Below are 21,870 nucleotides of genomic sequence, written 5' to 3' on the forward strand. Positions count from 1 at the left end.
GCGATGCCATACCGTTGTTATACTCTAATAATATCTCGCCTGCGACAAAATGCATTGTTTTCTTGCCCAGAGCGTATGCATCAAGACCGGATGACTGAACTAGGCCATGTATTTTGCAAGATATTTTTTAAATACCGGGTCACTCTGCGCCAGCCCCTTTTGCTCTGCCAAAATCTCTTTTAACATCTGTTTTGAGGTCAAAGGGTTCGCCAGTACCACTCGGAATACTACGGTGGGCTGATGTTGATACTGAGGCGGCGTTAAGCGGGTACGGGAAACAAACGAACGCCCCGATTCGCGCTGACGCTTCTGCATACTGGCGGTAAAGCGGTTTAACGCGGCATAAATGTCGATGCGCTCTTGCTCGTCTGCACGCTCAATTGCCTGGCGGATCTGCTTTGGTACATAGCGATAGGTCAGCAAACATAGCTCAGGGTCCGACACCAATTCAAAATCTTCTTCTTCACGGATCAGCTCTGCAAAGTACCGCGCTTTTTCGATCCCTTTATCGATCAGCATCTCATAGCCTTTGCGTCCGATAACACGTAAACAGGCATGCACCAGCATCGCCATACCTGGCCGACTGCCTTCGAGTGTATGACTGCCCAAATCTTTTGAGCCCTTACGCAGGATATATTCAGCATGATGTTCAATCACGTCTGTTGCTGTGGGGTCTTTAAACAACACTATGCCGGCGCCCATAGGCACGTACATTTGTTTATGCGCATCTATCGTGATGGAATCAGCCTGCTCAATACCGTTAAGTAAATGGCGGTAATTAGCAGACAGTAAGGTGGCACCACCCCAGGCAGCATCAACATGAAAATGACAGCCAAGCTCCTGACTGAGCGCCGCCATTTCTGGCAGCGGATCTATGTTACCCGTTTCTGTAGTACCCGCGACCCCGACAATCGCCATTACTTTGATGCCTTTTTCAGCTAGCTCCTGCGCTTTAACACGCATCGCATTAACATCCACTTTGTTATTGTCATCGGTTTTGACGGCAATAAAATTACTGCGGCCAATGCCCAGTACATCCGCGGCTTTACCCAATGAGTAATGACCACGCTCAGACACCAACACTGCCAGGCCTTTATAGCCATAATGCAGCATCGCAGCCATGATCCCTTCGCTGGCAAGACCTTTAAAGTTGCCATCCGGGCCCAGCAAACGGTTACGGGCAATCCACAGAGCCGTAATATTGGCAATGGTGCCGCCAGAGCAAAATGCCCCCAGAGCTGTCTTAGCACTGTGCATCCACTTTTCATAAAAACCGTCATTTTCACCATAGGCCAGATGGTGCATCATGCCCAGCACCTGGCGCTCCAATGGCGTGAAAGCCTTTGAAGTTTCTATTTTTACCAGGTTTTGGTTAAGCCCCACCATCAGTTTAGACAGCGGCAGAACAAAGTGTGGCAATGCGGATGTCATATGGCCAATAAAACTTGGCGACGCGGTATGAACAGAATGCGCGACCAATTGCTCCATAATATCCTGAGCATAATCAGACACAAACATCGGTTCTTCCGGGATCATTGCCGACTGAAAGTCTTTCTCTATCTCGTGCAATGGCTTTTCGATTGCGGCGATGTTTTCATTCAGAAAGCCAGCCAGATTACTGGAAATTTCCTGCTCTATCACACTTAACGTGGAGCTGGGTGCTTCTGGAACGGTAAAGATACGCATTAAGCTTTCTTCAGAAGCGACTGCACAACGCTTTGGACCCATTTTAATACCTAATCATGCGTGGGTAACTGATGTCGGGAGTTACCTTGCCAAGTTGATACGAAATGACTAACTTTACTGTAAAGCGATGGGAAAGTCTGCAATGCTGTCAAAAAAAATGAACTCTGCTTGATATTTTGATGAACCTCTGATGACACAGTAAAGAGAGTCAACCCAACCCTTTAGTACGACTCATGTAAGGATTAGGGTTCAAAACTAGCGCAAATTCGTTAAATATTTTGTCAGCAATGCGAGAAATGGATAGTATTAGGAACAATCCACGCCATCAGACTTGAAGACTCAAACGGAAACTGACATGAATAAACGGAATTTTGCCCTAAAGGCGCTATCTCTGACCTGGATAGTCATTGGTTTTGTGATTTTTGTTGCGTCTTTGTCGGCGTACGTGCTCTATACCTACCATCAGACCCGCACCACCATAGTTAAGAGCATAGATCAAAAGCTATTGATGGCCGCACGCAGTGCTCAGCTGATACTGGGCGATGATTATCATGACAGGCTCAATGAAGTCAGCAACGAAGAATACCGCCATAAAAGTGCCCAGCTGTCACAGCTGGCTCAGCACCTGGGTGTCGAATATGTCTATGCCATGATTTATGATGCCCCTTCTGTACGGTTCAGCGCCTCCAGTTATACTCAGAATGATGTTTTACAGGACAAAGTCACCCGAAAGCTGGACTTGTATGCAGAAGCCACCGCGGTAAATAAAAGCGCTTTTCGCTCAACTCAGCCTTTATACGAAGTCTCACAAGACAAATGGGGGCACTTTAAAACCATTTTTATTCCTTATGTAACGCGTGACGGACGGGTCTATCTCACCGGCGCAGACATTAAAACCTCGCATATTCAAACTGAGCTGGCCAAAAGTGTTAAAGAAGCCTTATTTACGGCTTGTTTTTTCTTTGCAATTGCTTTGCTGGTTGCCGGTATGTATTTATTAATACTCAGAAAAACGCTAACTACCGATGCGCGCACCGGGTTCCCGAACCGCCTGGCTCTGGAGCAGGATCTGGCCAAAAACCCAAATCAGCATCTGAGCCTGGCCATTATCGCAATTAAAGAGCTGGAAGAAATTGTGAGCTTTTATGGTACCGATGTTGGCGATGAGATCATGCGCAGAGTGATGACCCACTTCAGTGAGTTTACCGTGCCATTTAAAGTCTATCGCCTTGCGACCGCCAAGCTGGTGCTGCTCAGTGATGCCAATAAAGGGGAGCATTATCTGAGTAGTCTGATTAATGAGTTCCCGACCACTACCCCCATCTTGCAGGATCCACATTTATATATTCAGGTCACCGCAGGGATCGCCAGTGGCAATAAACGCCTGTTACTGGAAAATGCGTTTATCGCCTGTCGTCAGGCGCAGCAAAAGCAGCAACGCGTATGCTTGTATGGCCAGGACCCAACACAGATAAAGACCGTTCAGGAGTCGCATATTGCCATTGCAAAAACGGTGCAAAGTGCGTTTGAGCAGCACCGTATTCTTCCCTACTTCACGCCACGTATGGGCACACAGAGTAAAGTGGTTGAACAATACCACTGCACACCCAGGGTGCTGACTGAACAGGGTCTGATCTTACGGCCTGACTCCTTTTCAGACGTTATCCGCCACTCCAGATTAAGCTCGCAACTGACCAAAGTGATGTTAGAGTTGTGCACCGCACATTTTCGTAAATCGCACCATGCCTGGAGCATGCAGTTGGGCTGGCAGGATCTGGCCGATCCGCAAATGATGGAGTTGATTTTTGCTCAGCTTCGGCGCTACCCGCAACCGGCCAAAATTACCTTTGAGCTGGAAGAGCAAGAAGTGATTGAGCACTTTGCCGATATGCGGGTGTATATCAATGTACTGAAAAGCAAAGGCGTGAATATCATGGTGGCGTCGAGTAACAGTGGCTTACTGACCATCAGCAGAGTACTAAAACTCACCATAGACAGCGTAAAACTGACATCCAGTGTGATTGAACAACTGAGCGAAGATACTCAGCTTCATGAATATATTGAGCACATTGCCAAACTGTGTCATGAACGCCAAATCACCTTGCTTGTGGATGGCGTACAAAGCAAACATCAGCTTGAACAACTACTGGATTGTAATGTGAAGCTGGTTGAGGGAAGCCTGATTGGTACGCCAGGGCCACACATCAATATCACCCCTGGTAACATGGGTAAAGACATTCGGGCCAGCGCCTGATTTAGACAGCCACATCACTGGAAATAGAGACATGGCTGTATAAATTACAATTGCGCGATAAGTCGGGTACTTTGTTGTCCGCTGGCCCAGTATTTACGCTCAAACGGCGTCATAGCAGTGTCGCTTTCATAGGCACTGACCTCAGCCTTTTTGCCAGCCAGTTCCAGGCTGCGGGCAAACTCTTCAACGTAAATTGACCAGTTACTACGTAACTCAAGTCGGCCACCCAGCTCAACGATATAAGGGAACACCGCCGCCCCGTGCCAGCGTCTTTGCAGATGTTTGGCTTTCGGCCAGGGGTTGGGATAGAGCAAATAGTGATGACTTGGCTGCCACCTGGCCTCACAGGCCAAACGCCAAAAGTCGTTCAGATCCGCCTGAACCAGAATGTACTGACCAGACTCCGTCTGTTTGTATTCAATATCGTGCTTTTCAAGGCGATGTTCCGACTTGTCGATACCAATGACTAACGCATCCGGATGCCGCTTTGCCAGATTCGCCGTACTCTCGCCTACACCACAACAGGAGTCCAGAATAACGGGACCATCGAATGCCTGCACTTTTTCATTCACCTGCTCAAAAGCCTGTTGAGTATGGGCCGCAATGGGCTTTTTGAACGGTGTATTGAGGTGTTTCTGGACCACTTCGTCTAACTTTTCGTGGAGTCCGGCCTGATTACTGGTGATGCTTCTGGAGTTTGCGTCTGACATAACAGCGAATTGTGGCTCATAGTCTGAAATATAATGGGGGTATTTTATCTCAGTCCGCCTGATTTAGTAAGCAGTTGTGTGGCAGAGTCGCCTCTGCCACCTTTCAGATCAATGGCGTAAACCAACACCACGCTTGATCAGATTCAATGCCACCGCAAACAGCACGGTGATAAAGCCAATTAACACACCAAATGCCAGCGTGATATCGACATCAGAGACGCCCAGAAAACCATAGCGGAAGGCATTCACCATGTAGATGATCGGATTTATCTGAGACACGCCCTGCCAGAACTCCGGCAACAAAGTGATGGAATAAAACACCCCGCCCAGATAAGTGAGGGGCGTCAGCACAAAGGTTGGAATGATGCTGATGTCATCAAAGCTATTAGCGAAAACCGCATTGATCAAACCACCCAGCGCAAAGACGGCTGAGGTCAGCAATACTGTCAGTACTATCACCGCCAAATTGTGAATTTGAATGTCCACAAACAGCAGGCTAACCAAAGTAACTATCAAACCCACCAGCATACCACGGGCCATGCCGCCGCCCATATAACCCAGCACGATAATGTAGTTAGGCACTGGGGCCACTAACAATTCTTCAATGCTTTTCTGAAACTTAGTGGAATAGAAACTTGATGCCACATTGGAGTAAGAGTTGGTGATCACCGACATCATAATAAGACCCGGCACAATGAATTCCATGTAGCTAAACCCACCCATTTCACCAATACGTGAGCCGATCAGAGAACCAAATATCACAAAGTACAAGGTCATGGTGATGGCCGGTGGCACCAGGGTTTGTACCCAAATGCGCAAGAAACGGATACACTCTTTGATCCAGATACTTTTCAGTGCTACGCCGTAGTTTAAGATTTTCATTCGCTGCGCCCCTGTTCCAGTAACCCGACAAACAACTCTTCCAGACGGTTTGCCTTATTTCGCATACTCAGCACCGTGTTGCCCTGCTCATTGAGCTGGGTAAATACCCCGTTCAGACCCTGAGATTTAGCCACTTCGACTTCCAGTGTGTGGTCATCTGTCAGCGTATACTCATAGCCCTCTAGTTTTACCGGGTTGATGGGCGCTTTAAGGTCCAGCACAAAGGTTTCTTTGTCCAGCTTGGCCAGCAAGGCTTTAATGGTCGTGTGTTCAACGATTTTGCCCTGATCGATAATGGCGATATTGCGACACAGCAGCTCAGCTTCTTCCAGGTAATGGGTGGTCAGGATAATAGTGATCCCCTGCGCGTTGATCTCACGCAGGAAGTCCCACATAGAGCGGCGCAGTTCAATATCCACCCCGGCAGTGGGTTCATCCAAAATCAACAGCTTTGGCTCATGCATCAGCGCACGGGCAATCATTAGCCGGCGTTTCATACCGCCCGATAAGGTGCGTGCCTGCTTGTCTTTTTTATCCAGCAAGCCCAGTTGCTTCAGGTATTTTTCGGCACGCTCGTGGGCCAGCGCACGCGGCACACCATAATAGCCGGCCTGATTGACCAAAATCTGATTGAGGGTTTCAAACTGGTTAAAGTTGAACTCCTGCGGCACCAGGCCAAGGTGAGATTTGGCTGCTTCCAGGTCAGTATCTATGCTGTGGCCAAATACTTCAACCTGACCCGCCGTTTTGTTCACCAAAGATGAAATAACCCCTATGGTAGTCGACTTACCCGCACCATTTGGGCCCAGCAACGCGAAAAAGTCGCCCTGCTCCACCTGTAAATCTATCCCTTTCACGGCTTCAACGCCGTTGCTGTAGACCTTACGCAGGCCAGATATATTTAATGCCTTTGTCATCTTATTGTTTTTCCTCACATCCCCATGTTGTTGCTTTCACTTGTTTGTACCGATACGCTGTTTAACCGAGCGGCATCAATCACCATAGCCCCAGCGTTTCGCCAGCTGATGCTCGATACCTAAGTGGTCTAAAATACGCGCCACCATAAAATCGACGAGCTCCTCGATGCTTTGTGGCTGGTGATAAAACCCGGGCGCCGCAGGCATAATAGTGACCCCTAAGCGGCTCAGTTTGAGCATATTCTCCAGATGAATGGCACTGAACGGTGTTTCTCTGGGCACCAGGATCAGTTCACCGCGCTCTTTGATCACCACATCTGCCGCGCGCTCTAACAGGTTATCGGACGCGCCCATGGCAATGGCCGACACACTGCCCGCGCTGCACGGACAGACCACCATTTTCTTCGGCGCCGCAGAGCCCGACGCCACCGGACTGAACCAGTTGTCTTTGCCAAACACCTGAATTTGTCCTGCCCTGGCCTGATAGAGCTCACTGAGCTGCGCTGTGGCTTTGTCTTCGTTGCCAGATAACTTGATGTTAGATTCGGTGTCCAGCACCACTCGCGCCGCACTGGAGATCAGCACATACACCTGATAATCCAGCGCTACCAGCACTTCGAGTAAACGCAATCCGTAAGGTGCGCCCGATGCGCCGCTAAATGCCAGCGTAATGGCTGACTTAAATTGTGACATAACTTTATGACCTCTTTTCGCGCAGTGCACTTAACACTGCGGTATGGATCCCATTAAACCCACCATTGCTCATGATCAAGACATGCTCACCCGGCTTTGCTTTGGCCGCCACCGCCGCTACGATGTCATCTGTGTTGTGATAACAGTCATAGCCTGCCTGCTTAGCAGCGTCTTGTAATGACCAGCTCAAATTGGGCGGCTCAAACAGCATCACCTCATCGGCCGTCGCCAGTGAACTCATCAGGGTTTGCTGATGAACACCCATTTTCATGGTGTTGGAGCGAGGCTCCAGAATCGCGGTGATACGGGCATCGCCCACTTTGGCGCGTAACCCAGCCAAAGTGGTTTCAATGGCCGTGGGGTGATGTGCAAAATCGTCATATACACACACACCGTTTACCTCTCCCAGCAATTCCATGCGTCGCTTGGGCGAGATAAATTCACCAAGCGCCTCAATGCTGACAGACACAGGAATCCCCACATGACGGGCAGCCGCAATGGCCATCAGGGCATTTTTCACGTTATGCTCACCAATGGCCTGCCAGCTCACCGTGCCCTGACTTTCGTTGTTCAGTAACACCTCAAACTGGCTGCCATCGGCTTTACACAGACGATAATCCCAGTCACCACCCAGGGTTTCTTGCAGGCTCCAGAAGCCTTTGTCTATCACTTCGCACAGGGGTTTATCCGCTGCCGGGTAAATTGCTTTACCCTGCGCAGGTAAAGTACGAAGTAAATGGTGAAACTGGGTCTGAATGGCGGCCAGATCGGCAAAAATATCGGCGTGGTCGAATTCCAGGTTATTCATGATCAGGGTGCGCGGCAGGTAATGAACAAACTTACTGCGCTTATCAAAAAACGCTGTGTCGTATTCATCGGCCTCAATGACAAAAAACGGGGTATCACTGGTGCGCGCCGACACCCCAAAATTTTGCACTATGCCACCAATCAGAAAACCCGGGCGTAATCCTGCATATTCCAGCAACCAGGCCAGCATACTGGCGGTGGTGGTTTTACCATGGGTACCGGCCACCGCCAGTACCCAGCTGTTTTGCAGCACATGATGTTTTAGCCATTCGGGGCCTGAGGTATAAGGCAAGCCGCGCTCAAGCACATATTCCACACAGGCGTTCCCGCGGCTCATGGCATTGCCAATCACCACCATATCGGGTGCCGGGTCCAGCTGGGCTGGATCATAGCCCTGGGTTAATTCAATACCAAGCGACTCCAGCTGAGTGCTCATAGGTGGATAAACGTTTTGGTCGGATCCCGTCACCTTGTGGCCCAGCGACTTCGCAATCGCCGCAATACCACCCATAAAGGTGCCACAGATCCCAAGAATGTGAATATGCATGATTTTATTAACTAATAAGCTGACTAACCCGCTTAGGTTATCATACTCGCCTGAACCTTGGCTGGTTTTGTGAGCAGAACCACACAAAACACTTTTGCAGCTGGTACAAAGTCGCTTTTTCAGGCATGAAAAAACCGGCTTAAGTGCATCACCCAAGCCGGTTTTTAAATACGATTTTAACGGTCTACTTAATTAAGCAACACCGTACTGGTCGCGATACGCTTTAACCGCTTCCAGGTGCTCGGCCATATCACCTTGTTGCTCAAGGTAAGTAATTAAGTCAGCCAGTTTCACGATAGATACCACAGCGGTATTAAAGTCGCGCTCAACTTCCTGAATGGCAGACAGCTCACCTTTGCCTTTTTCCTGACGATCCAGGGCAATCAGCACACCCGCCAGGTCAGCACCGTTGGCAGCGATGATTTCCATCGATTCACGAATAGCCGTGCCCGCCGTGATCACATCATCCACCAGCATGATACGACCAGTCAGCTCAGAGCCTACCAGGTTGCCACCTTCACCGTGCTGCTTTTTCTCTTTACGGTTAAAACAGTATGGGACGTCTTTGTCGTAGTGATCTGCCAGTGCCACGGCAGTGGTAGTCGCAATTGGGATTCCTTTATACGCCGGGCCAAACAGCACATCGTAGGCAATGCCGGCATCTTCCAGTGCAGCGGCATAAAAACGCCCTAAACGCGCCAGGTCGCGACCGGTGTTAAACAGGCCCGCATTGAAGAAATAAGGGCTGGTACGGCCAGATTTAAGCGTAAATTCACCAAACTTAAGCACCTGCTTTTGCAAAGCAAATTCAATAAAGTCTTTTTGATACTGTTTCATACGATACCTTCTTATTTACGAATACTTATGCCAGTGCCTGTTTTTGCAGGTCAATGATCTCACGGATTGAATGCTTAGCCAGTGCCAGCAGCTCATCCAGCTCTTCAAATGAGAAAGGTTCGCCCTCGGCTGTGCCCTGTACTTCAATCAGTTTGCCGGTTTCGGTCATGATCACGTTCATGTCGGTCTCAGCTTCTGAGTCTTCCAGGTATTCCAGATCGGTAATCGCTTCGCCGTTGTAAACACCCACAGAAATAGCCGCAATCATAAACTTCAGCGGATTCGCGTTGATCATGCCCTTGGCACGCATATGTGTCAGTGCATCAACCAATGCAACACAAGCGCCGCTGATAGACGCAGTACGTGTACCACCGTCGGCCTGTAAGACATCACAGTCGATAGTAATGGTGTTTTCACCCAGCGCGCTCAAATCAACCGCGGCACGCAATGCACGCGCGATCAGACGTTGGATCTCCATAGTACGGCCGCCCTGCTTACCTTTTGCCGCTTCACGGCCATTGCGCGTGTGAGTAGAACGCGGAAGCATCCCGTATTCTGCAGTGATCCAGCCTTTGCCCTGGCCTTTCATAAAACGCGGTACCCCCGCTTCAACCGTAGCAGTACACAACACCTTAGTGTTGCCAAACTCTACCAGCACCGAGCCCTCGGCATGCATGGTATAGTTACGTGTAAAAGTTACCGGTCTGATTTGATTTGCAGTTCTTTCGCTTGGACGCATCCACCTTCCCCTATGATCAAAGTTTCGCGATATTATAAAGGGTTCCCAGGCGCTATGCCATGCGGATCGCGAATAATTCACGCCCAGCCACTAGAGCTGGCCGATGTTTCAGCTATAATGGCGGTGTTTCGTTCATGGCGATGTGTGTGTTCAGCAACGACAGCGCTGACCCTTTGGTCACCACATGCAGACACGCCACAACCTTAAATTAGATTAGGAACTTATATGATCCATAGTATGACCGCTTATGCCCGTAAAGAGATCAAGGGCGACTGGGGCACCGGTGTGTGGGAGATCCGCTCCGTAAACCAACGCTATCTTGAAACCTTTATCCGCGCACCGGAGCAATTCCGTGGCCTGGAGCCGGTTATTCGCGAGCGCCTGCGCAAACACTTACAGCGCGGTAAAGTGGAAGTATTTTTAAAGTTCACCGCCAACCCGGCGCACGTAGGTCAGCTGTCGATCAACGAAACCCTGAGCAAACAGCTAATTGAAAACGCCAAATGGGTGCAGTCGCACAGCGGTGGCGAGATTAATCCAACGGATATCCTGCGCTGGCCAGGCGTAATGGAAGCCGAAGAAGTAGATCTGGACACCGTAAACAGCGAACTACTAAAAGGCTTTGATGCCCTGGTTGAAGATTTTAAAGCTGCACGCGCCAGTGAAGGTAACAACCTGGAAACCATGATCACCACCCGCCTGGACAGTATTCTGGAGCAGGTAGCCATTGTCGAAGGCCATATGCCGGAAGTCGCTAAATGGCAGCGTGAAAAACTCACCGCTAAGCTGGAAGACCTGAAAGCCGAAATCGACGAGAACCGCCTGGAGCAGGAACTTATCTACCTGGCGCAAAAGCAGGACGTGGCAGAAGAGCTCGATCGCCTCAAGTCACACGTTAAAGAAACCCATAAGATCCTGAAAAAAGGCGGTGCCTGTGGCCGACGCCTGGACTTTATGATGCAAGAGTTCAACCGCGAGTCCAACACTCTAGCGTCGAAGTCCATCAACACCGAGATCACCAACGCCGCCGTTGAATTAAAAGTACTGATTGAGCAAATGCGCGAGCAGATCCAGAATATTGAGTGATGTAAACTAAACTCGTTTAAAAGCCCCTGCTTTTGGGGCTTTTTAGTTCAACACTCCCGCGTTTCATTTCCTCTGCCGCCCTTCGTGCAGATATAACAAAATGATTAGTATACTCTTTAATGAATGCCCAAAGTTTTAAGGGCGTGCGCAAAGCTGCGGAAATGTTCACTAAACCTGGTTGTGGGCACTCCCGCCATTAACACGCGGATCTCATAAATTTGCGCTTGCGTAGGCTGGATAAATGAACGGTTATAGTCATCCCCCCAATTCGCCAGCTCTGATTTAACCTGACCTTCATCAAATATAGAAACGACCTGTTCGTTTGACATTAGCATCAGTAAAAATACCACTCTTTCCCACTTATTGATTTGATGAGACAGCGCGACACATGCGCGTGCGGTATGCGAATGATCTGAGCCACAAATGGTATCCATCAACGCTTTCGCATTCAGGTAGACCTGTGTTTTTACAATCAGTCTTGTTGCCTCCTTACATACTGAAGGAGAGGGATCTTTTAGCCCGTTCAACAGATAAGCCTTACTATTGTGGGAGTCTAACTTCAATAAACTGTTTAGCGCCTGCTTTCTGAGAGAGGGTGCGCCATGCTGATAAAAGCATTTTATTTTGTCTAGTGCATCAACACACTTCAGATAGCCAAGCCCCCAGATAGCCGCCTTAGTACTTGAGTCTTTAGTAAGGTGCTCCCTGTAAAATGCCACAACATCATTACCGTTTTCCAGGCAGTGCTTTACAGCCAGCTCACGTACAGACGAATGGCGATCAACTAGCCCTTTTTCAGCAACCTGAGCACTGTAAGTGGCCATTAGTAGGTGCCTTAAAGAGGCTCTTCGGATTGGCATAAACTTATCATTTAATAAGCTTAGGTAGTACTTCTCCAGCACTTGCGGATAGTGAACGCCAGACCAGCGAAAGGCATGAGCTCTGACTAAGACATCTTTACTCGCAAAGGCCATAGGCAGCAGTGTTTGGGCATCAACAACCTGATGTTCAATGACTAAATTCAAGCAGAGCCTGGCCACATAACTGTTTGCGCTTTGCACAGCTGCCAACAAATGGCTTAGGTTTTTTTCTGTTAACAACAAAGTTTCAACTTGCCGAATAACATCTTGATGATTGGCTCTGTGGCAGTCCTGTAGATGATATACTTGAGGAAGGCACTGAATAAAGGCCTCAACATTTTCGTCTACCATCAACTTGCTCAGCGCTTTTACTGCCGCATCTCTAACTTGAGGCACCCAATCATTCACTCGGATAATTAGACAGGGAATAGCCACCGGGTCGCCCATCATACCTAACCTTAAAACGGCGTTTTCTCGTTTGTGACCGTCATAATCCTGACTCAATTTAATGAGCTCTTCAATGGTCGCTGCCTGCTCAGGTTGAGTATTTCTATTTAAGGTTAGTTTTTTCAACTGACTGAATAATTTCTGCAAGTCATACACATTAGTGCCTTTTTTTAAATATACCCGATTAATCTGTCGACACCAATTGAAACACAATCGGGGGACAGTTAACATCATCATGCAGTCAAATAAAAAGGAATATGGACATGACAAAAATAACATTTCTCAGCAGGCAAGCTCTCATCTCCAGTGTGGCGGTGCTTTATCTCGCGGGGTGCGGCTCATCAGACTCCAGCGCTGCACCATCAGTACAGAATACAAATGAACGTGCAGAAACAAAAACACAAGTTTGGAACATTGATGCTTACGCTCAACATTGTACTGGAGTGGCACAACAACTATGCCTCAGGGTCAAACCCTCTGATGAGGAAAGCTATTCATTGCATTATGGCTTGATTGAAGGGTTTGAATATCAATGGGGCCACCATTACCAGCTAGAGGTGACAGAGTCTGACGTAAGTAATGCGCCTGCCGACGCTTCAACCAAAAAGGTGCAACTCAAAGCCATTAGCTCGGTAAAAGAGGATAGTATTGGAACTGAATATATTCTGTCAGATGTCAATTTACAGCCAGATACACTGGAGTATGATGACAAAGAGCAAGGCTATCGTTTCTTGGGTAAACCCTTCAGCTGCACCGAATATGTAGATTGTGACCATTTATATTCTATGCGAGAAACAGGTGCCAAAGTCAATCTAACCTTCCGTTACGAAGGTAACGCCAATATCGCTCTGCTCAACTGGAATTAATCGCTGTGGCATCTACATATTCGATGCCACATTACTTTAAGCGCAGAGATCCACTTTGACTCCATTGACGTCACCAGTGCGGTTGAGGACATCTAATTGCGCGTGCAAAACGAAGATGTGCAGGCCTGTCTGGCAGAGCAAAAAGCCCAGTAAACTTGGGCTATTTTGCGCAGGCTTTATCCGTTACAGCTGAGTGACCACATCCCGGCGCCTGGCCTGTTTATACATAAAGTGGAAAAACAGCGAACTCAGCATAAATAAAATAACACTGGGCAGGCTTGCGAGCACTATCTGGCTTGCTTCGACAGGCATGCCACTGGCCAAAGGTCTGAGTAAATACATAGATCCACTGACAGGGATATAAAGGCTTAGCTCACTTTCTATTGGCACCAAAAACACCATGAGCAGGAGCAACTGAACAAAAGCTACAAAGGTACTCATCTGCTTATTTACCAGGGCGATGGCGCCTAACAGGTAAGACACCGCAAACCCAGCAACGACTACCTGCAAAAAGACCAGCAGCATCAACGGATGAAAGCGCACTTGCAGGTCAAAATACCAATTGATAAATACAAACCCAACACCCACAACCAGCAACTGATACAGCACCAGCACCACTTTGCGTGCCAGCAATACACTAAATAAGGTTGTCGCTGACGTTAAAATATGTGGCAGCGTGCCTAGCTTGGCGTCCTCAACAATCTCTTCAGCGGCGGCAGATGAAATACCAACCGTCAGTGTCCACAGGTAATACCCCAATACCAAAGATTCCATCCGCTGCAATGATAATGCCCCGCCAGACAGATAAGAGGCGCCCGAAATAACCAGGATGAGAATGACAGCAGCAAAGACAATACTGGCATAAAAGTTCAGCGGGTATCGCTTTGAAGTCACCCACTTTCGATGGAGCTCCAGCCCGAGTAAAGTCATAAAATTCATAATAAGTTTAACTCCCTGCGGATCAACCCTTCCAGACTGGCCTGATGTCTTTCAACGGTGACAATGTTAAATCGCGTGAGCAATGTCAGCATATCATTAAGACTGCTCACAGCGGTGTCAAACCTGAGTGACTGCTCAGACAATCGCTCACACTGCATAGGGAGCACCTCAGGAAGCGTATGCTGCGTTGTAATGGTGTACTGCTCACCGCTAGTGCTAGCCAGTAAGGTTTGTGTTTTGCAAAAGCGTACCACTTCCCCTTTATTAAGCAGCAATGAATAATTACCGAGTCGCTGCGCCGTATCCATCTGGTGTGTCGCTATCAGGACAATAGTGCCTGTCTCTTTGACTTGTTCAATACATGCTTCAAACTCTTTCTGACTCTCAATATCCAGCCCTAACGTGGGCTCATCAAGCAACAAAACTTTAGGGCTGGAGATCAGGGAAAGGCACAATGCGAGGCGCTGTTGCATACCTCTGGATAGCAGTTGCACCTGCTGCCGGGCTTTGTCTGATAAGTTAAACTTCAAAAGAAGTTGCTGCGCTGTGTCTTTTGCAACCCGCCGTGATAACCCTTTTAAAACGCCAAAGTAGCGAAGGTTTTCAAATGCCGTCAATTTGGGGTAAAACGCCCTGGAGGAGTCAAATACAAACCCGATATCATGCGCCTGCAACTTTTTGTCCGGGCCAAAACAGATGCTGCCATGATAGTCGTGAGATAAGCCGGCTAGTATTTTAAACAACGTGGTTTTGCCAGCGCCATTGGGGCCTAAAATGGTTAATACCGTGCCCGGCTCTACGGAAAAAGAAACCTGCTTAAGCGCGCAATGACTATCGAAATGTTTAGATAAGTTGGTGATGGTTAGCATACTTCACTCATCCCAGCGTATTTGTTCAAAGCCTGCCGAGCCAGCTTTTAAGCTTACTGCTGAAAGTATTTCTAATCGTTCATAAACGGTCTATAAAACAGGTTATTAGATGATTGTCCAGCACTTATCTTAGGTCCAGGTACGATTATGTATATCTTCATAAAAAAAGCGCTGAACGCGCTTTTTGTTTTAGCAATTAAGCTGGCTTTAGCCGCCACAGCTCTTTTTTGGAACTGGCTGAGCTACCTGAACTCTGTCTGGCAAATCAGGACTACCAACCCCTGAGCCATACACTTTTTTCAGGCTTTCGATTTGTAATTGCTTCATACTTTCTGACATCCTCCATTTGTCGTTATTTAGATGGATTGCTTACCCTCTGCATAATGACATCGATTACACTCATAAATGTTATGCTCCAAAGATATCGCCTAACTTTTTAGTAACTAGCTAACTAATAAGCCTTTTCACGCTCTACAAACTCCTCTCTGGAATTTGCCGTCATTGAGTACGCAAACAAAGCAAAACTAATCATTAAATGAAACAGCAACATCAGATTATCTCGCACATAAAGCTTGAACGGCGCTGAATCGAGTATGTAGTATTTGTAAGCTAAAACCTCAAACCACGTTATAACATTTACCACACAAGTTAAGCCGAGAAGCAATATAATCCCACATTCCTGTGCTGATAACGTCTGCAGTTTGTAAACTCGCTTGAAATAACGACTACCAGACAGAGCATATAATCTCAAAGCAAGGCTACGTCTGAATATGATCGGCAGAAGGAACATAGCATTGATCATTACATCAGCAATGTAATAGTGTGTATTCCATTGCATAGTGATTGGCAAAGTGGCGACATCAAGCACTTCAAAGAAACCGTAAGCTAATAAAAACCAACGGGCTGTGGCAACTTTCCAACTCACGACTAACCCAAGCAAAATAGCTACAAGTGGGGCATATTCCATGATGGCGTATACTTCTTTCATAACCTACTCCTTTTCTGGTTTTTCGTCGGGTGAAGGACTTTGATCTTCAAGGTCGGTTAAGTTCAGTACACCAGTCAGGTCTTTACCAAAAACCAGAAATAGCTCGAACATCTGGGCGTAACTCATATCGGTTTTGCCGGATTCATAGTTGCTGATGGTGGCCTGGTCGACACCAAGCCGCCTGGCCAGCTCTTGCTGAGACCAGCCTCTGTGATGTCTTAACTGGCGGATTGAGCGCTGTACATAGCGCCTGAAATTCTCCACTTTGTAATTGCGCTTGTCAGGACTGTTCTTCACGCGCATGCATCTCCCTATTTATTATTGTCGCTAAACTAGCAAGCAAAATTACAAAACGCAACATTTTGGAAACACAATTAACACCCAACCTGCTCTTTATGAATACTTTTATGATCTTAATCAGTTCATTCAACGAATGTGCTGCAAGGTAATTTTCTTGCATTTAAGCGAAGACAGACACGCTTAAATAGGTACTTTAAACCTCCCAATTTTTTTGCTCTCAATCATTGACCTGTCTATAACTTCATAGTTTATCGTTTTCATTCATTGACACCTGACTGGGTTTTACAGAGTCAGGCAGACAGGAGAGGCCGGATTTGATGTATCGAATTTCTGAACTGGCAGCGCAGCTGGGTTTGTCGCGATCGACTTTATTGTATTACGAAAAGCGCGGACTGCTCTGTGGCCGTCGCGCCAGTAATGGCTATCGACTATATGGCGAGCAGGATCTGCAAAAGGTGCGGCTGCTGCAACAGTTACAGGCCGGAGGGCTGACACTGAGCGAGTGCAAGCAGGCGTTGGAAGCTAAGCTAGACCGCACGGTGCTCAGCCACAGGCTGGCTGAGCTGGATGCCGAGATAGCACACAAGCAACAGGCGCATACCTTGTTATCGGCGCTGCTTGGGCACGGCTCGCTGCGCGACTGGCATGCACAGGCCGATAAGCAGGCACCCGATGCACACCGACACTGGCTTGAACAACAAGGGTTTGATGAACAGCAGGCCCTGTACTTAAAATGGTTATCAAAAGACATGAATGAACACGATTCTTATATGGCCGACTTTATGGCGGTCTTTCATCAGTTGGAACGCTGGGGACCGGGCAGCAATACCGATACGCATAAAGCGTTGACCTATGTTCCCTTTGCCCCTCAAACCGTGCTGGACATCGGCTGTGGTAAAGGCTTTGCGACTGAGTTGCTGGCAACACAAACTCAGGCACAGATCACGGCGGTGGATAATGAAACACAGGCAATCGATAGTCTGGCGCAGCGACTAAAACAACAGGGACTCGATAAGCGCGTCACGCCCCTGTGCGCCAGTATGACCGCACTGCCCTTTGCGCCCGGCAGTTTTGATCTGCTCTGGGCCGAAAGCTCGGCTTATATCATGGGCTTTGAAGCGGCACTGAATGCCTGGCGCCCGCTTCTGAGCCCGGCCGGTTGCCTGATGGTCAGTGATCTGGTGTGGTTACAGGATACGCCCTCAGAACAAGCAAGCGCCTTCTGGCAACAGGAATATCCGGATATGCAGGCCGTTGCAGCGCGTCTGGTGCAAATTGAGCAGGCAGGCTTTCGGGTGTTAGCGCACTTTACACTGAGTCATCAAGCCTGGGCAGACTATTATGAACCGCTCAAAACCGAAGTCAAAAAGCAGCTCAGCCACCAGCCTGAGTCAGCAGCACTGCTGGATATGGCCCGCGAAATTGCCATCTATGAGCAGTATCTTGGCGAGTTTGGCTATCAGATGTTTGTGCTGCAACGCACGGATTAAGCACCTCGGTGCTGGTAAGTTAAACGATATGGCTTTAAAATAACGCTTTTGGACAACCAGCGATGCGCGCACGCCCACATCGCTGTATTGCAACCCTATAGGTCTGACGTATGCCACATCAAAATCGCGGTAATTTGTTTATTCTTTCGGCGCCTTCCGGTGCCGGAAAGTCAAGTTTGATTAAAGCCCTGCTGGAAAGACAAGATAAGGTCCGGGTATCGGTGTCTCATACAACCCGTGCACCTCGTCCGGGAGAGAATAATGGCGAGCACTATCATTTTGTGTCTGTCGATGAGTTTAAAACCTTAATCAATCAGAATGATTTTTTTGAGTGGGCGCAGGTATTCGACAACTACTATGGTACCTCTAAGCAGGCAATCGAAGCACAGCTGGCTGCAGGTATCGATGTATTCCTTGACATTGACTGGCAAGGTGCGCGTCAGGTGCGTGAGCTGATGCCTGAAGTAAAAACCATCTTTATTCTGCCACCTTCAAAGCTGGCACTGGAAGAGCGTCTGAATAATCGCGGACAAGATTCTCAGGAAGTCATTGCCTCGCGGATGGAGCAGGCCAAATCTGAGTGCTCTCACTATAATGAGTTTGACTACCTGCTGGTCAATGATGACTTTGATACCGCTTTGAACGAATTGGAGCATATTGTGGTGGCTGCACGCCTGGAGCTGAAAAAACAGCAACAGAACCAACAGGCACTGATCGCTGAACTGCTAAAATAAGCGATCCCTGTGGCTGGCTGTATCGAGTTTAGGTCTGCGACCGACCAATACAACCTTAAAGCCGTAACGACCCGATATTTTTTAACCATATACTTGGCGAATCCGGTGCTTTTTAGTAGACTAGCCCTTTGCTAAATGTATTGAATTTTTTTGGAGTGCTTCGATGGCTCGCGTAACAGTAGAAGACGCAGTAGATAAAATTGGTAACCGTTTCGACCTAATTCTTGTTGCAGCGCGTCGCGCTCGTCAGATTGCAGTCGGTGGTAAAGACCCTATGGTTGATGCTGAAAATGACAAGCCAACCGTAATCGCATTGCGCGAGATCGAAAAAGGCATGGTCACCAGCGACTCACTGGACATGATCGATCGCGAAGAGCAACAAACTCAGGAAGCTGCTGAGCTTGCTGCTGTTGCTGCAATTGTGGGTGGCAATCGCTAATCCACTGCGACCTGTTATAAGATAACGCCAGCTTTTTAGCTGGCGTTATTGTTTCTGCGCCCCGGGCCAACAGCCTGTGTGTCGCCACCTCTTTATTAGACTAATAAATTTGTTAGTCGATTGGCTTCGAAGTCAATTCATCGTATATTCAGTACTTAACTTATTATTAATACCAATCAAACGTCATAGCCTTTCTTCAGGATATGCTATTGCGTAATTGGTATAACTTCGCTGGAACATTGGAGTGTGAATGTATCTGTTTGAAGGCTTAAAGAAAAAAATATCAGAGTATCTGCCACCCGAAGACGTGGAACTGGTGCAAAAAGCCTACGTGGTTGCCCGCGAAGCGCATGAAGGGCAGACCCGCTCCAGCGGCGAGCCTTATATTACCCACCCGGTTGAAGTCACGCAGATCCTGGCCAGTATGAAGCTGGACCATGAAACCCTGATGGCGGCATTGATGCATGATGTCATCGAAGACACCGATTTCAGCCAAAAAGACCTGGCCGAGATCTTCGGCGATACAGTGGCCGAGCTGGTTGCCGGCGTCAGTAAACTGGACAAACTCGACTTTAAAGATAAAAAAGAGTTTCAGGCCGAAAACTACCGCAAGATGATCATGGCCATGACTCAGGACATCCGGGTTATCTTGATCAAACTGGCTGACCGTACCCATAACATGCGTACGCTTGGCTTCCTGCGCCCGGAAAAACGCCGCAGGATAGCCCGCGAGACCCTGGAGATCTTTGCGCCGATTGCGAATCGTCTGGGTATCCATGACATCAAGAATGAACTTGAAGATTTGGGCTTTGCGGCGCTGTACCCTATGCGTCACAGAGCACTTAAATCAGAAGTTGCGAAAGCACGCGGTAACCGTAAGGAAGTGATCAGTAATATTCAGTCTGAGATTGAATCACGCCTGGAAGAAGCTGGTATTGACGCCTCAGTCAGTGGCCGCGAGAAGCACTTGTACAGCATTTACAAAAAAATGCTTAACAAAGAGCTGCTGTTCAACGAAGTGATGGATATTTATGCTTTTCGCATCAACGTCAACAGCATAGATACCTGCTATCGGGTGTTAGGTGTGGCACACAACCTGTACAAGCCCATAGAAACCCGTTTTAAAGACTATATTGCCGTACCCAAAACCAATGGCTATCAGTCGTTGCATACCTCTTTGGTTGGGCCTCATGGTATTCCGGTGGAGATCCAAATTCGTACTCATGATATGGATCATATGGCCGACAAAGGGGTTGCTGCGCACTGGATGTATAAAAAAGCCGGTGACAGCTCGGGGCACACCGCACAGCAACGTGCCAGACAGTGGATGCAGAGCCTGCTAGAGCTGCAACAAAGTGCCGGCTCGTCGTTTGAATTTGTTGAAAACGTTAAGACAGAACTGTTCCCGGAAGAGATTTATGTCTTTACGCCGGATGGGCGTATTATTGAGTTGCCAATGGGCGCAACGGCCGTCGACTTCGCTTATGCGGTACACACCGACGTGGGTAATACCTGTGTGGGCGCACGCGTCAATCGCAAACCGTACCCGCTGAGTAAAGCACTGGATACCGGTCAGACCGTTGAGATCATTACCAGCTCGGGCGCACACCCCAATGCCACCTGGCTGAACTTTATCGTAACAGGTAAAGCGCGCCTGGGCGTACGTAACTACCTCAAGAGCCAGCATCAGGAAGAGTCTATCCTGCTGGGAAGACGCTTACTTGACTCCGCGCTGGGCGAGCACAAGCTGGATGACATTCCAACCGAACAGATAGACCGGGTACTGGAAGAGCACTCGCTCAATACGGTACTGGAACTACTGGTGGAAATTGGCAATGGCAACATCATGAGTATGTTGGTTGCAAAACGCCTGTTACAAGCCGATGATGCTATTGAAAGCCTGGCACAACAAGCAAAGGCACCAATTATCGGCACAGAAGGCATGCTGGTCACTTATGCCAAGTGCTGCCGACCTGTACCAGGTGATGATATTACCGCGTATGTCAGCCAGGGTAAGGGCCTGATGGTCCACCGTCAGGAATGTAAAAACATCAAAGGCTGGCGAAATGAACGTGCCAAGTACTTTGTGGTAAAGTGGGAAGATAACCCCGAAAAAGAATACATCGCAGCACTGCGGGTTGAGATCATCAACCACCAGGGTGCGTTGGCCAAATTAACCAATGTGGTTGCAAGTACCCAAGCCAATATTGTGGAGATTGCAACCGAAGAAAAAGAGAGCAACCTGTACGTGATTGACCTGGGTGTTACCGTTAAAGACAGGATCCACGTTGCAAATATTATGCGCCGGATCCGGGTAATGCCAGATGTACAACGCGTAACCAGGAAGCGATAAAGGAAAGACAATGAATAAAGCCATTATTTCAACCGATCAGGCGCCGGCGGCAATCGGCACCTACAGTCAGGCAGTTAAAGTCGGTACGGCGGTTTACCTTTCGGGGCAGATCCCTTTGGTGCCTGAAACAATGGAAGTCATCTCTGAAGACTTTGCGGAGCAAACACAGCAGGTATTTAAAAACCTGACTGCCGTATGTGAAGAAGCAGGCGGCCAGCTGCAGGATATGGTAAAGGTAAATATCTTCCTGACCGACCTGAGCAACTTCGCCACTGTGAATGAGATCATGAGCCAGCACTTTAAAACGCCTTACCCGGCGCGTGCTGCCATTGGTGTCAAAGAGTTACCGAAAGGCGTACAAATTGAGATTGACGGCATCATGGAGCTGCCTTCAACCAACTAATACCTTAGTGTATTCGTATTGCTA

General features: G+C 48.3%; 21 protein-coding genes. 8 read left to right on the forward strand and 13 right to left on the reverse strand.

Annotated features, from left to right (window positions below):
- Positions 1 to 99: 99 nt before the first annotated feature.
- Positions 100 to 1,728 (reverse strand): pyridoxal-dependent aspartate 1-decarboxylase PanP, encoded by a 1,629-nt coding sequence (gene panP, locus ACXAH1_RS00270; protein ID WP_475192859.1) that lies wholly within the window; start codon positions 1,726 to 1,728, stop codon positions 100 to 102.
- A gap of 313 nt (positions 1,729 to 2,041) precedes the next feature.
- Here panP and ACXAH1_RS00275 point away from each other — a divergent pair, with 313 nt between their 5' ends.
- Positions 2,042 to 3,940 (forward strand): EAL domain-containing protein, encoded by a 1,899-nt coding sequence (locus ACXAH1_RS00275; protein WP_475192860.1) that lies wholly within the window; start codon positions 2,042 to 2,044, stop codon positions 3,938 to 3,940.
- Between the two features lie 44 nt (positions 3,941 to 3,984).
- Here ACXAH1_RS00275 and trmB read toward each other — a convergent pair whose 3' ends face one another.
- From trmB to rph, 7 genes are all read right to left on the reverse strand, one after another.
- Positions 3,985 to 4,650 (reverse strand): tRNA (guanine(46)-N(7))-methyltransferase TrmB, encoded by a 666-nt coding sequence (gene trmB, locus ACXAH1_RS00280; RefSeq protein ID WP_138550657.1) that lies wholly within the window; start codon positions 4,648 to 4,650, stop codon positions 3,985 to 3,987.
- Positions 4,651 to 4,758: 108 nt separating this feature from the next.
- On the reverse strand, positions 4,759 to 5,526 hold the full coding sequence (locus tag ACXAH1_RS00285) for an ABC transporter permease (RefSeq protein ID WP_475193290.1): 768 nt from the start codon (positions 5,524 to 5,526) through the stop codon (positions 4,759 to 4,761).
- A gap of 2 nt (positions 5,527 to 5,528) precedes the next feature.
- Positions 5,529 to 6,449, reverse strand: coding sequence for an ABC transporter ATP-binding protein (locus ACXAH1_RS00290; protein WP_054014708.1), 921 nt, complete (start codon positions 6,447 to 6,449; stop codon positions 5,529 to 5,531).
- Between the two features lie 75 nt (positions 6,450 to 6,524).
- On the reverse strand, positions 6,525 to 7,142 hold the full coding sequence (locus ACXAH1_RS00295) for a flavin prenyltransferase UbiX (RefSeq protein ID WP_054014709.1): 618 nt from the start codon (positions 7,140 to 7,142) through the stop codon (positions 6,525 to 6,527).
- 4 nt (positions 7,143 to 7,146) lie between these two features.
- Positions 7,147 to 8,496 (reverse strand): UDP-N-acetylmuramate:L-alanyl-gamma-D-glutamyl-meso-diaminopimelate ligase, encoded by a 1,350-nt coding sequence (gene mpl, locus ACXAH1_RS00300; RefSeq protein WP_475192863.1) that lies wholly within the window; start codon positions 8,494 to 8,496, stop codon positions 7,147 to 7,149.
- Between the two features lie 192 nt (positions 8,497 to 8,688).
- Positions 8,689 to 9,333, reverse strand: a complete 645-nt coding sequence (gene pyrE / locus ACXAH1_RS00305) for an orotate phosphoribosyltransferase (RefSeq protein ID WP_253046851.1) — start codon at positions 9,331 to 9,333, stop codon at positions 8,689 to 8,691.
- A gap of 25 nt (positions 9,334 to 9,358) precedes the next feature.
- A complete protein-coding gene (rph, locus tag ACXAH1_RS00310) occupies positions 9,359 to 10,072 on the reverse strand; it encodes a ribonuclease PH (protein ID WP_010383487.1) in 714 nt (237 codons plus the stop codon).
- 225 nt (positions 10,073 to 10,297) lie between these two features.
- On the opposite strand from rph, the gene ACXAH1_RS00315 reads away from it, so the two are divergent.
- Positions 10,298 to 11,158 carry a YicC/YloC family endoribonuclease gene (locus ACXAH1_RS00315; RefSeq protein WP_130244905.1) on the forward strand — a complete coding sequence of 287 codons (861 nt, stop codon included), beginning with the start codon at positions 10,298 to 10,300 and terminating at the stop codon, positions 11,156 to 11,158.
- A 116-nt stretch (positions 11,159 to 11,274) separates the two neighbouring features.
- Here the strand turns inward: ACXAH1_RS00315 and ACXAH1_RS00320 are convergent, their stop codons facing one another.
- Positions 11,275 to 12,612, reverse strand: coding sequence for a HEAT repeat domain-containing protein (locus ACXAH1_RS00320; protein ID WP_475192865.1), 1,338 nt, complete (start codon positions 12,610 to 12,612; stop codon positions 11,275 to 11,277).
- A 116-nt stretch (positions 12,613 to 12,728) separates the two neighbouring features.
- Here ACXAH1_RS00320 and ACXAH1_RS00325 point away from each other — a divergent pair, with 116 nt between their 5' ends.
- The gene (locus tag ACXAH1_RS00325) at positions 12,729 to 13,331 is read left to right on the forward strand and encodes a DUF4377 domain-containing protein (RefSeq protein WP_475192868.1); all 603 of its coding nucleotides are present in this window, start codon (positions 12,729 to 12,731) and stop codon (positions 13,329 to 13,331) included.
- A gap of 183 nt (positions 13,332 to 13,514) precedes the next feature.
- Here the strand turns inward: ACXAH1_RS00325 and ACXAH1_RS00330 are convergent, their stop codons facing one another.
- From ACXAH1_RS00330 to ACXAH1_RS00345, 4 genes are all read right to left on the reverse strand, one after another.
- Positions 13,515 to 14,270 (reverse strand): hypothetical protein, encoded by a 756-nt coding sequence (locus ACXAH1_RS00330; RefSeq protein WP_475192869.1) that lies wholly within the window; start codon positions 14,268 to 14,270, stop codon positions 13,515 to 13,517.
- Complete coding sequence (locus tag ACXAH1_RS00335; RefSeq protein ID WP_475192872.1) at positions 14,267 to 15,139, reverse strand: ABC transporter ATP-binding protein; 873 nt, start codon at positions 15,137 to 15,139, stop codon at positions 14,267 to 14,269. The genes ACXAH1_RS00330 and ACXAH1_RS00335 overlap by 4 nt, the downstream gene beginning before the upstream one ends.
- Positions 15,140 to 15,590: 451 nt before the next feature.
- Positions 15,591 to 16,127 carry a hypothetical protein gene (locus ACXAH1_RS00340; RefSeq protein ID WP_054014717.1) on the reverse strand — a complete coding sequence of 179 codons (537 nt, stop codon included), beginning with the start codon at positions 16,125 to 16,127 and terminating at the stop codon, positions 15,591 to 15,593.
- Positions 16,128 to 16,130: 3 nt separating this feature from the next.
- On the reverse strand, positions 16,131 to 16,430 hold the full coding sequence (locus ACXAH1_RS00345) for a helix-turn-helix transcriptional regulator (RefSeq protein WP_138550669.1): 300 nt from the start codon (positions 16,428 to 16,430) through the stop codon (positions 16,131 to 16,133).
- 314 nt (positions 16,431 to 16,744) lie between these two features.
- Here ACXAH1_RS00345 and ACXAH1_RS00350 point away from each other — a divergent pair, with 314 nt between their 5' ends.
- The 5 genes from ACXAH1_RS00350 (at position 16,745) to ACXAH1_RS00370 (ending at position 21,846) form a co-directional block, all read left to right on the forward strand.
- Positions 16,745 to 17,917 carry a MerR family transcriptional regulator gene (locus tag ACXAH1_RS00350; RefSeq protein WP_475192874.1) on the forward strand — a complete coding sequence of 391 codons (1,173 nt, stop codon included), beginning with the start codon at positions 16,745 to 16,747 and terminating at the stop codon, positions 17,915 to 17,917.
- Between the two features lie 110 nt (positions 17,918 to 18,027).
- Complete coding sequence (gene gmk / locus ACXAH1_RS00355; protein ID WP_475192875.1) at positions 18,028 to 18,651, forward strand: guanylate kinase; 624 nt, start codon at positions 18,028 to 18,030, stop codon at positions 18,649 to 18,651.
- Positions 18,652 to 18,814: 163 nt separating this feature from the next.
- Positions 18,815 to 19,090 (forward strand): DNA-directed RNA polymerase subunit omega, encoded by a 276-nt coding sequence (rpoZ, locus tag ACXAH1_RS00360; RefSeq protein ID WP_054014719.1) that lies wholly within the window; start codon positions 18,815 to 18,817, stop codon positions 19,088 to 19,090.
- 250 nt (positions 19,091 to 19,340) lie between these two features.
- On the forward strand, positions 19,341 to 21,443 hold the full coding sequence (spoT, locus tag ACXAH1_RS00365) for a bifunctional GTP diphosphokinase/guanosine-3',5'-bis pyrophosphate 3'-pyrophosphohydrolase (RefSeq protein WP_253046835.1): 2,103 nt from the start codon (positions 19,341 to 19,343) through the stop codon (positions 21,441 to 21,443).
- 10 nt (positions 21,444 to 21,453) lie between these two features.
- On the forward strand, positions 21,454 to 21,846 hold the full coding sequence (locus ACXAH1_RS00370; RefSeq protein ID WP_010383501.1) for a RidA family protein: 393 nt from the start codon (positions 21,454 to 21,456) through the stop codon (positions 21,844 to 21,846).
- Positions 21,847 to 21,870: the final 24 nt, after the last annotated feature.

This window comes from Pseudoalteromonas sp. AWH4_217, assembly GCF_056161105.1.

What these genes read in the sequence shown, in the direction of transcription:
- panP (WP_475192859.1), bottom strand. Translation starts at nt 1,728, where the DNA reads ATGGGTCCAAAGCGTTGTGCAGTCGCTTCTGAAGAAAGCTTAATGCGT.
- ACXAH1_RS00275 (WP_475192860.1), top strand. Translation starts at nt 2,042, where the DNA reads ATGAATAAACGGAATTTTGCCCTAAAGGCGCTATCTCTGACCTGGATA.
- trmB (WP_138550657.1), bottom strand. Translation starts at nt 4,650, where the DNA reads ATGTCAGACGCAAACTCCAGAAGCATCACCAGTAATCAGGCCGGACTC.
- ACXAH1_RS00290 (WP_054014708.1), bottom strand. Translation starts at nt 6,449, where the DNA reads ATGACAAAGGCATTAAATATATCTGGCCTGCGTAAGGTCTACAGCAAC.
- ACXAH1_RS00295 (WP_054014709.1), bottom strand. Translation starts at nt 7,142, where the DNA reads ATGTCACAATTTAAGTCAGCCATTACGCTGGCATTTAGCGGCGCATCG.
- mpl (WP_475192863.1), bottom strand. Translation starts at nt 8,496, where the DNA reads ATGCATATTCACATTCTTGGGATCTGTGGCACCTTTATGGGTGGTATT.
- pyrE (WP_253046851.1), bottom strand. Translation starts at nt 9,333, where the DNA reads ATGAAACAGTATCAAAAAGACTTTATTGAATTTGCTTTGCAAAAGCAG.
- rph (WP_010383487.1), bottom strand. Translation starts at nt 10,072, where the DNA reads ATGCGTCCAAGCGAAAGAACTGCAAATCAAATCAGACCGGTAACTTTT.
- ACXAH1_RS00315 (WP_130244905.1), top strand. Translation starts at nt 10,298, where the DNA reads ATGATCCATAGTATGACCGCTTATGCCCGTAAAGAGATCAAGGGCGAC.
- ACXAH1_RS00325 (WP_475192868.1), top strand. Translation starts at nt 12,729, where the DNA reads ATGACAAAAATAACATTTCTCAGCAGGCAAGCTCTCATCTCCAGTGTG.
- ACXAH1_RS00330 (WP_475192869.1), bottom strand. Translation starts at nt 14,270, where the DNA reads ATGAATTTTATGACTTTACTCGGGCTGGAGCTCCATCGAAAGTGGGTG.
- ACXAH1_RS00335 (WP_475192872.1), bottom strand. Translation starts at nt 15,139, where the DNA reads ATGCTAACCATCACCAACTTATCTAAACATTTCGATAGTCATTGCGCG.
- ACXAH1_RS00340 (WP_054014717.1), bottom strand. Translation starts at nt 16,127, where the DNA reads ATGAAAGAAGTATACGCCATCATGGAATATGCCCCACTTGTAGCTATT.
- ACXAH1_RS00345 (WP_138550669.1), bottom strand. Translation starts at nt 16,430, where the DNA reads ATGCGCGTGAAGAACAGTCCTGACAAGCGCAATTACAAAGTGGAGAAT.
- ACXAH1_RS00350 (WP_475192874.1), top strand. Translation starts at nt 16,745, where the DNA reads ATGTATCGAATTTCTGAACTGGCAGCGCAGCTGGGTTTGTCGCGATCG.
- gmk (WP_475192875.1), top strand. Translation starts at nt 18,028, where the DNA reads ATGCCACATCAAAATCGCGGTAATTTGTTTATTCTTTCGGCGCCTTCC.
- rpoZ (WP_054014719.1), top strand. Translation starts at nt 18,815, where the DNA reads ATGGCTCGCGTAACAGTAGAAGACGCAGTAGATAAAATTGGTAACCGT.
- spoT (WP_253046835.1), top strand. Translation starts at nt 19,341, where the DNA reads ATGTATCTGTTTGAAGGCTTAAAGAAAAAAATATCAGAGTATCTGCCA.
- ACXAH1_RS00370 (WP_010383501.1), top strand. Translation starts at nt 21,454, where the DNA reads ATGAATAAAGCCATTATTTCAACCGATCAGGCGCCGGCGGCAATCGGC.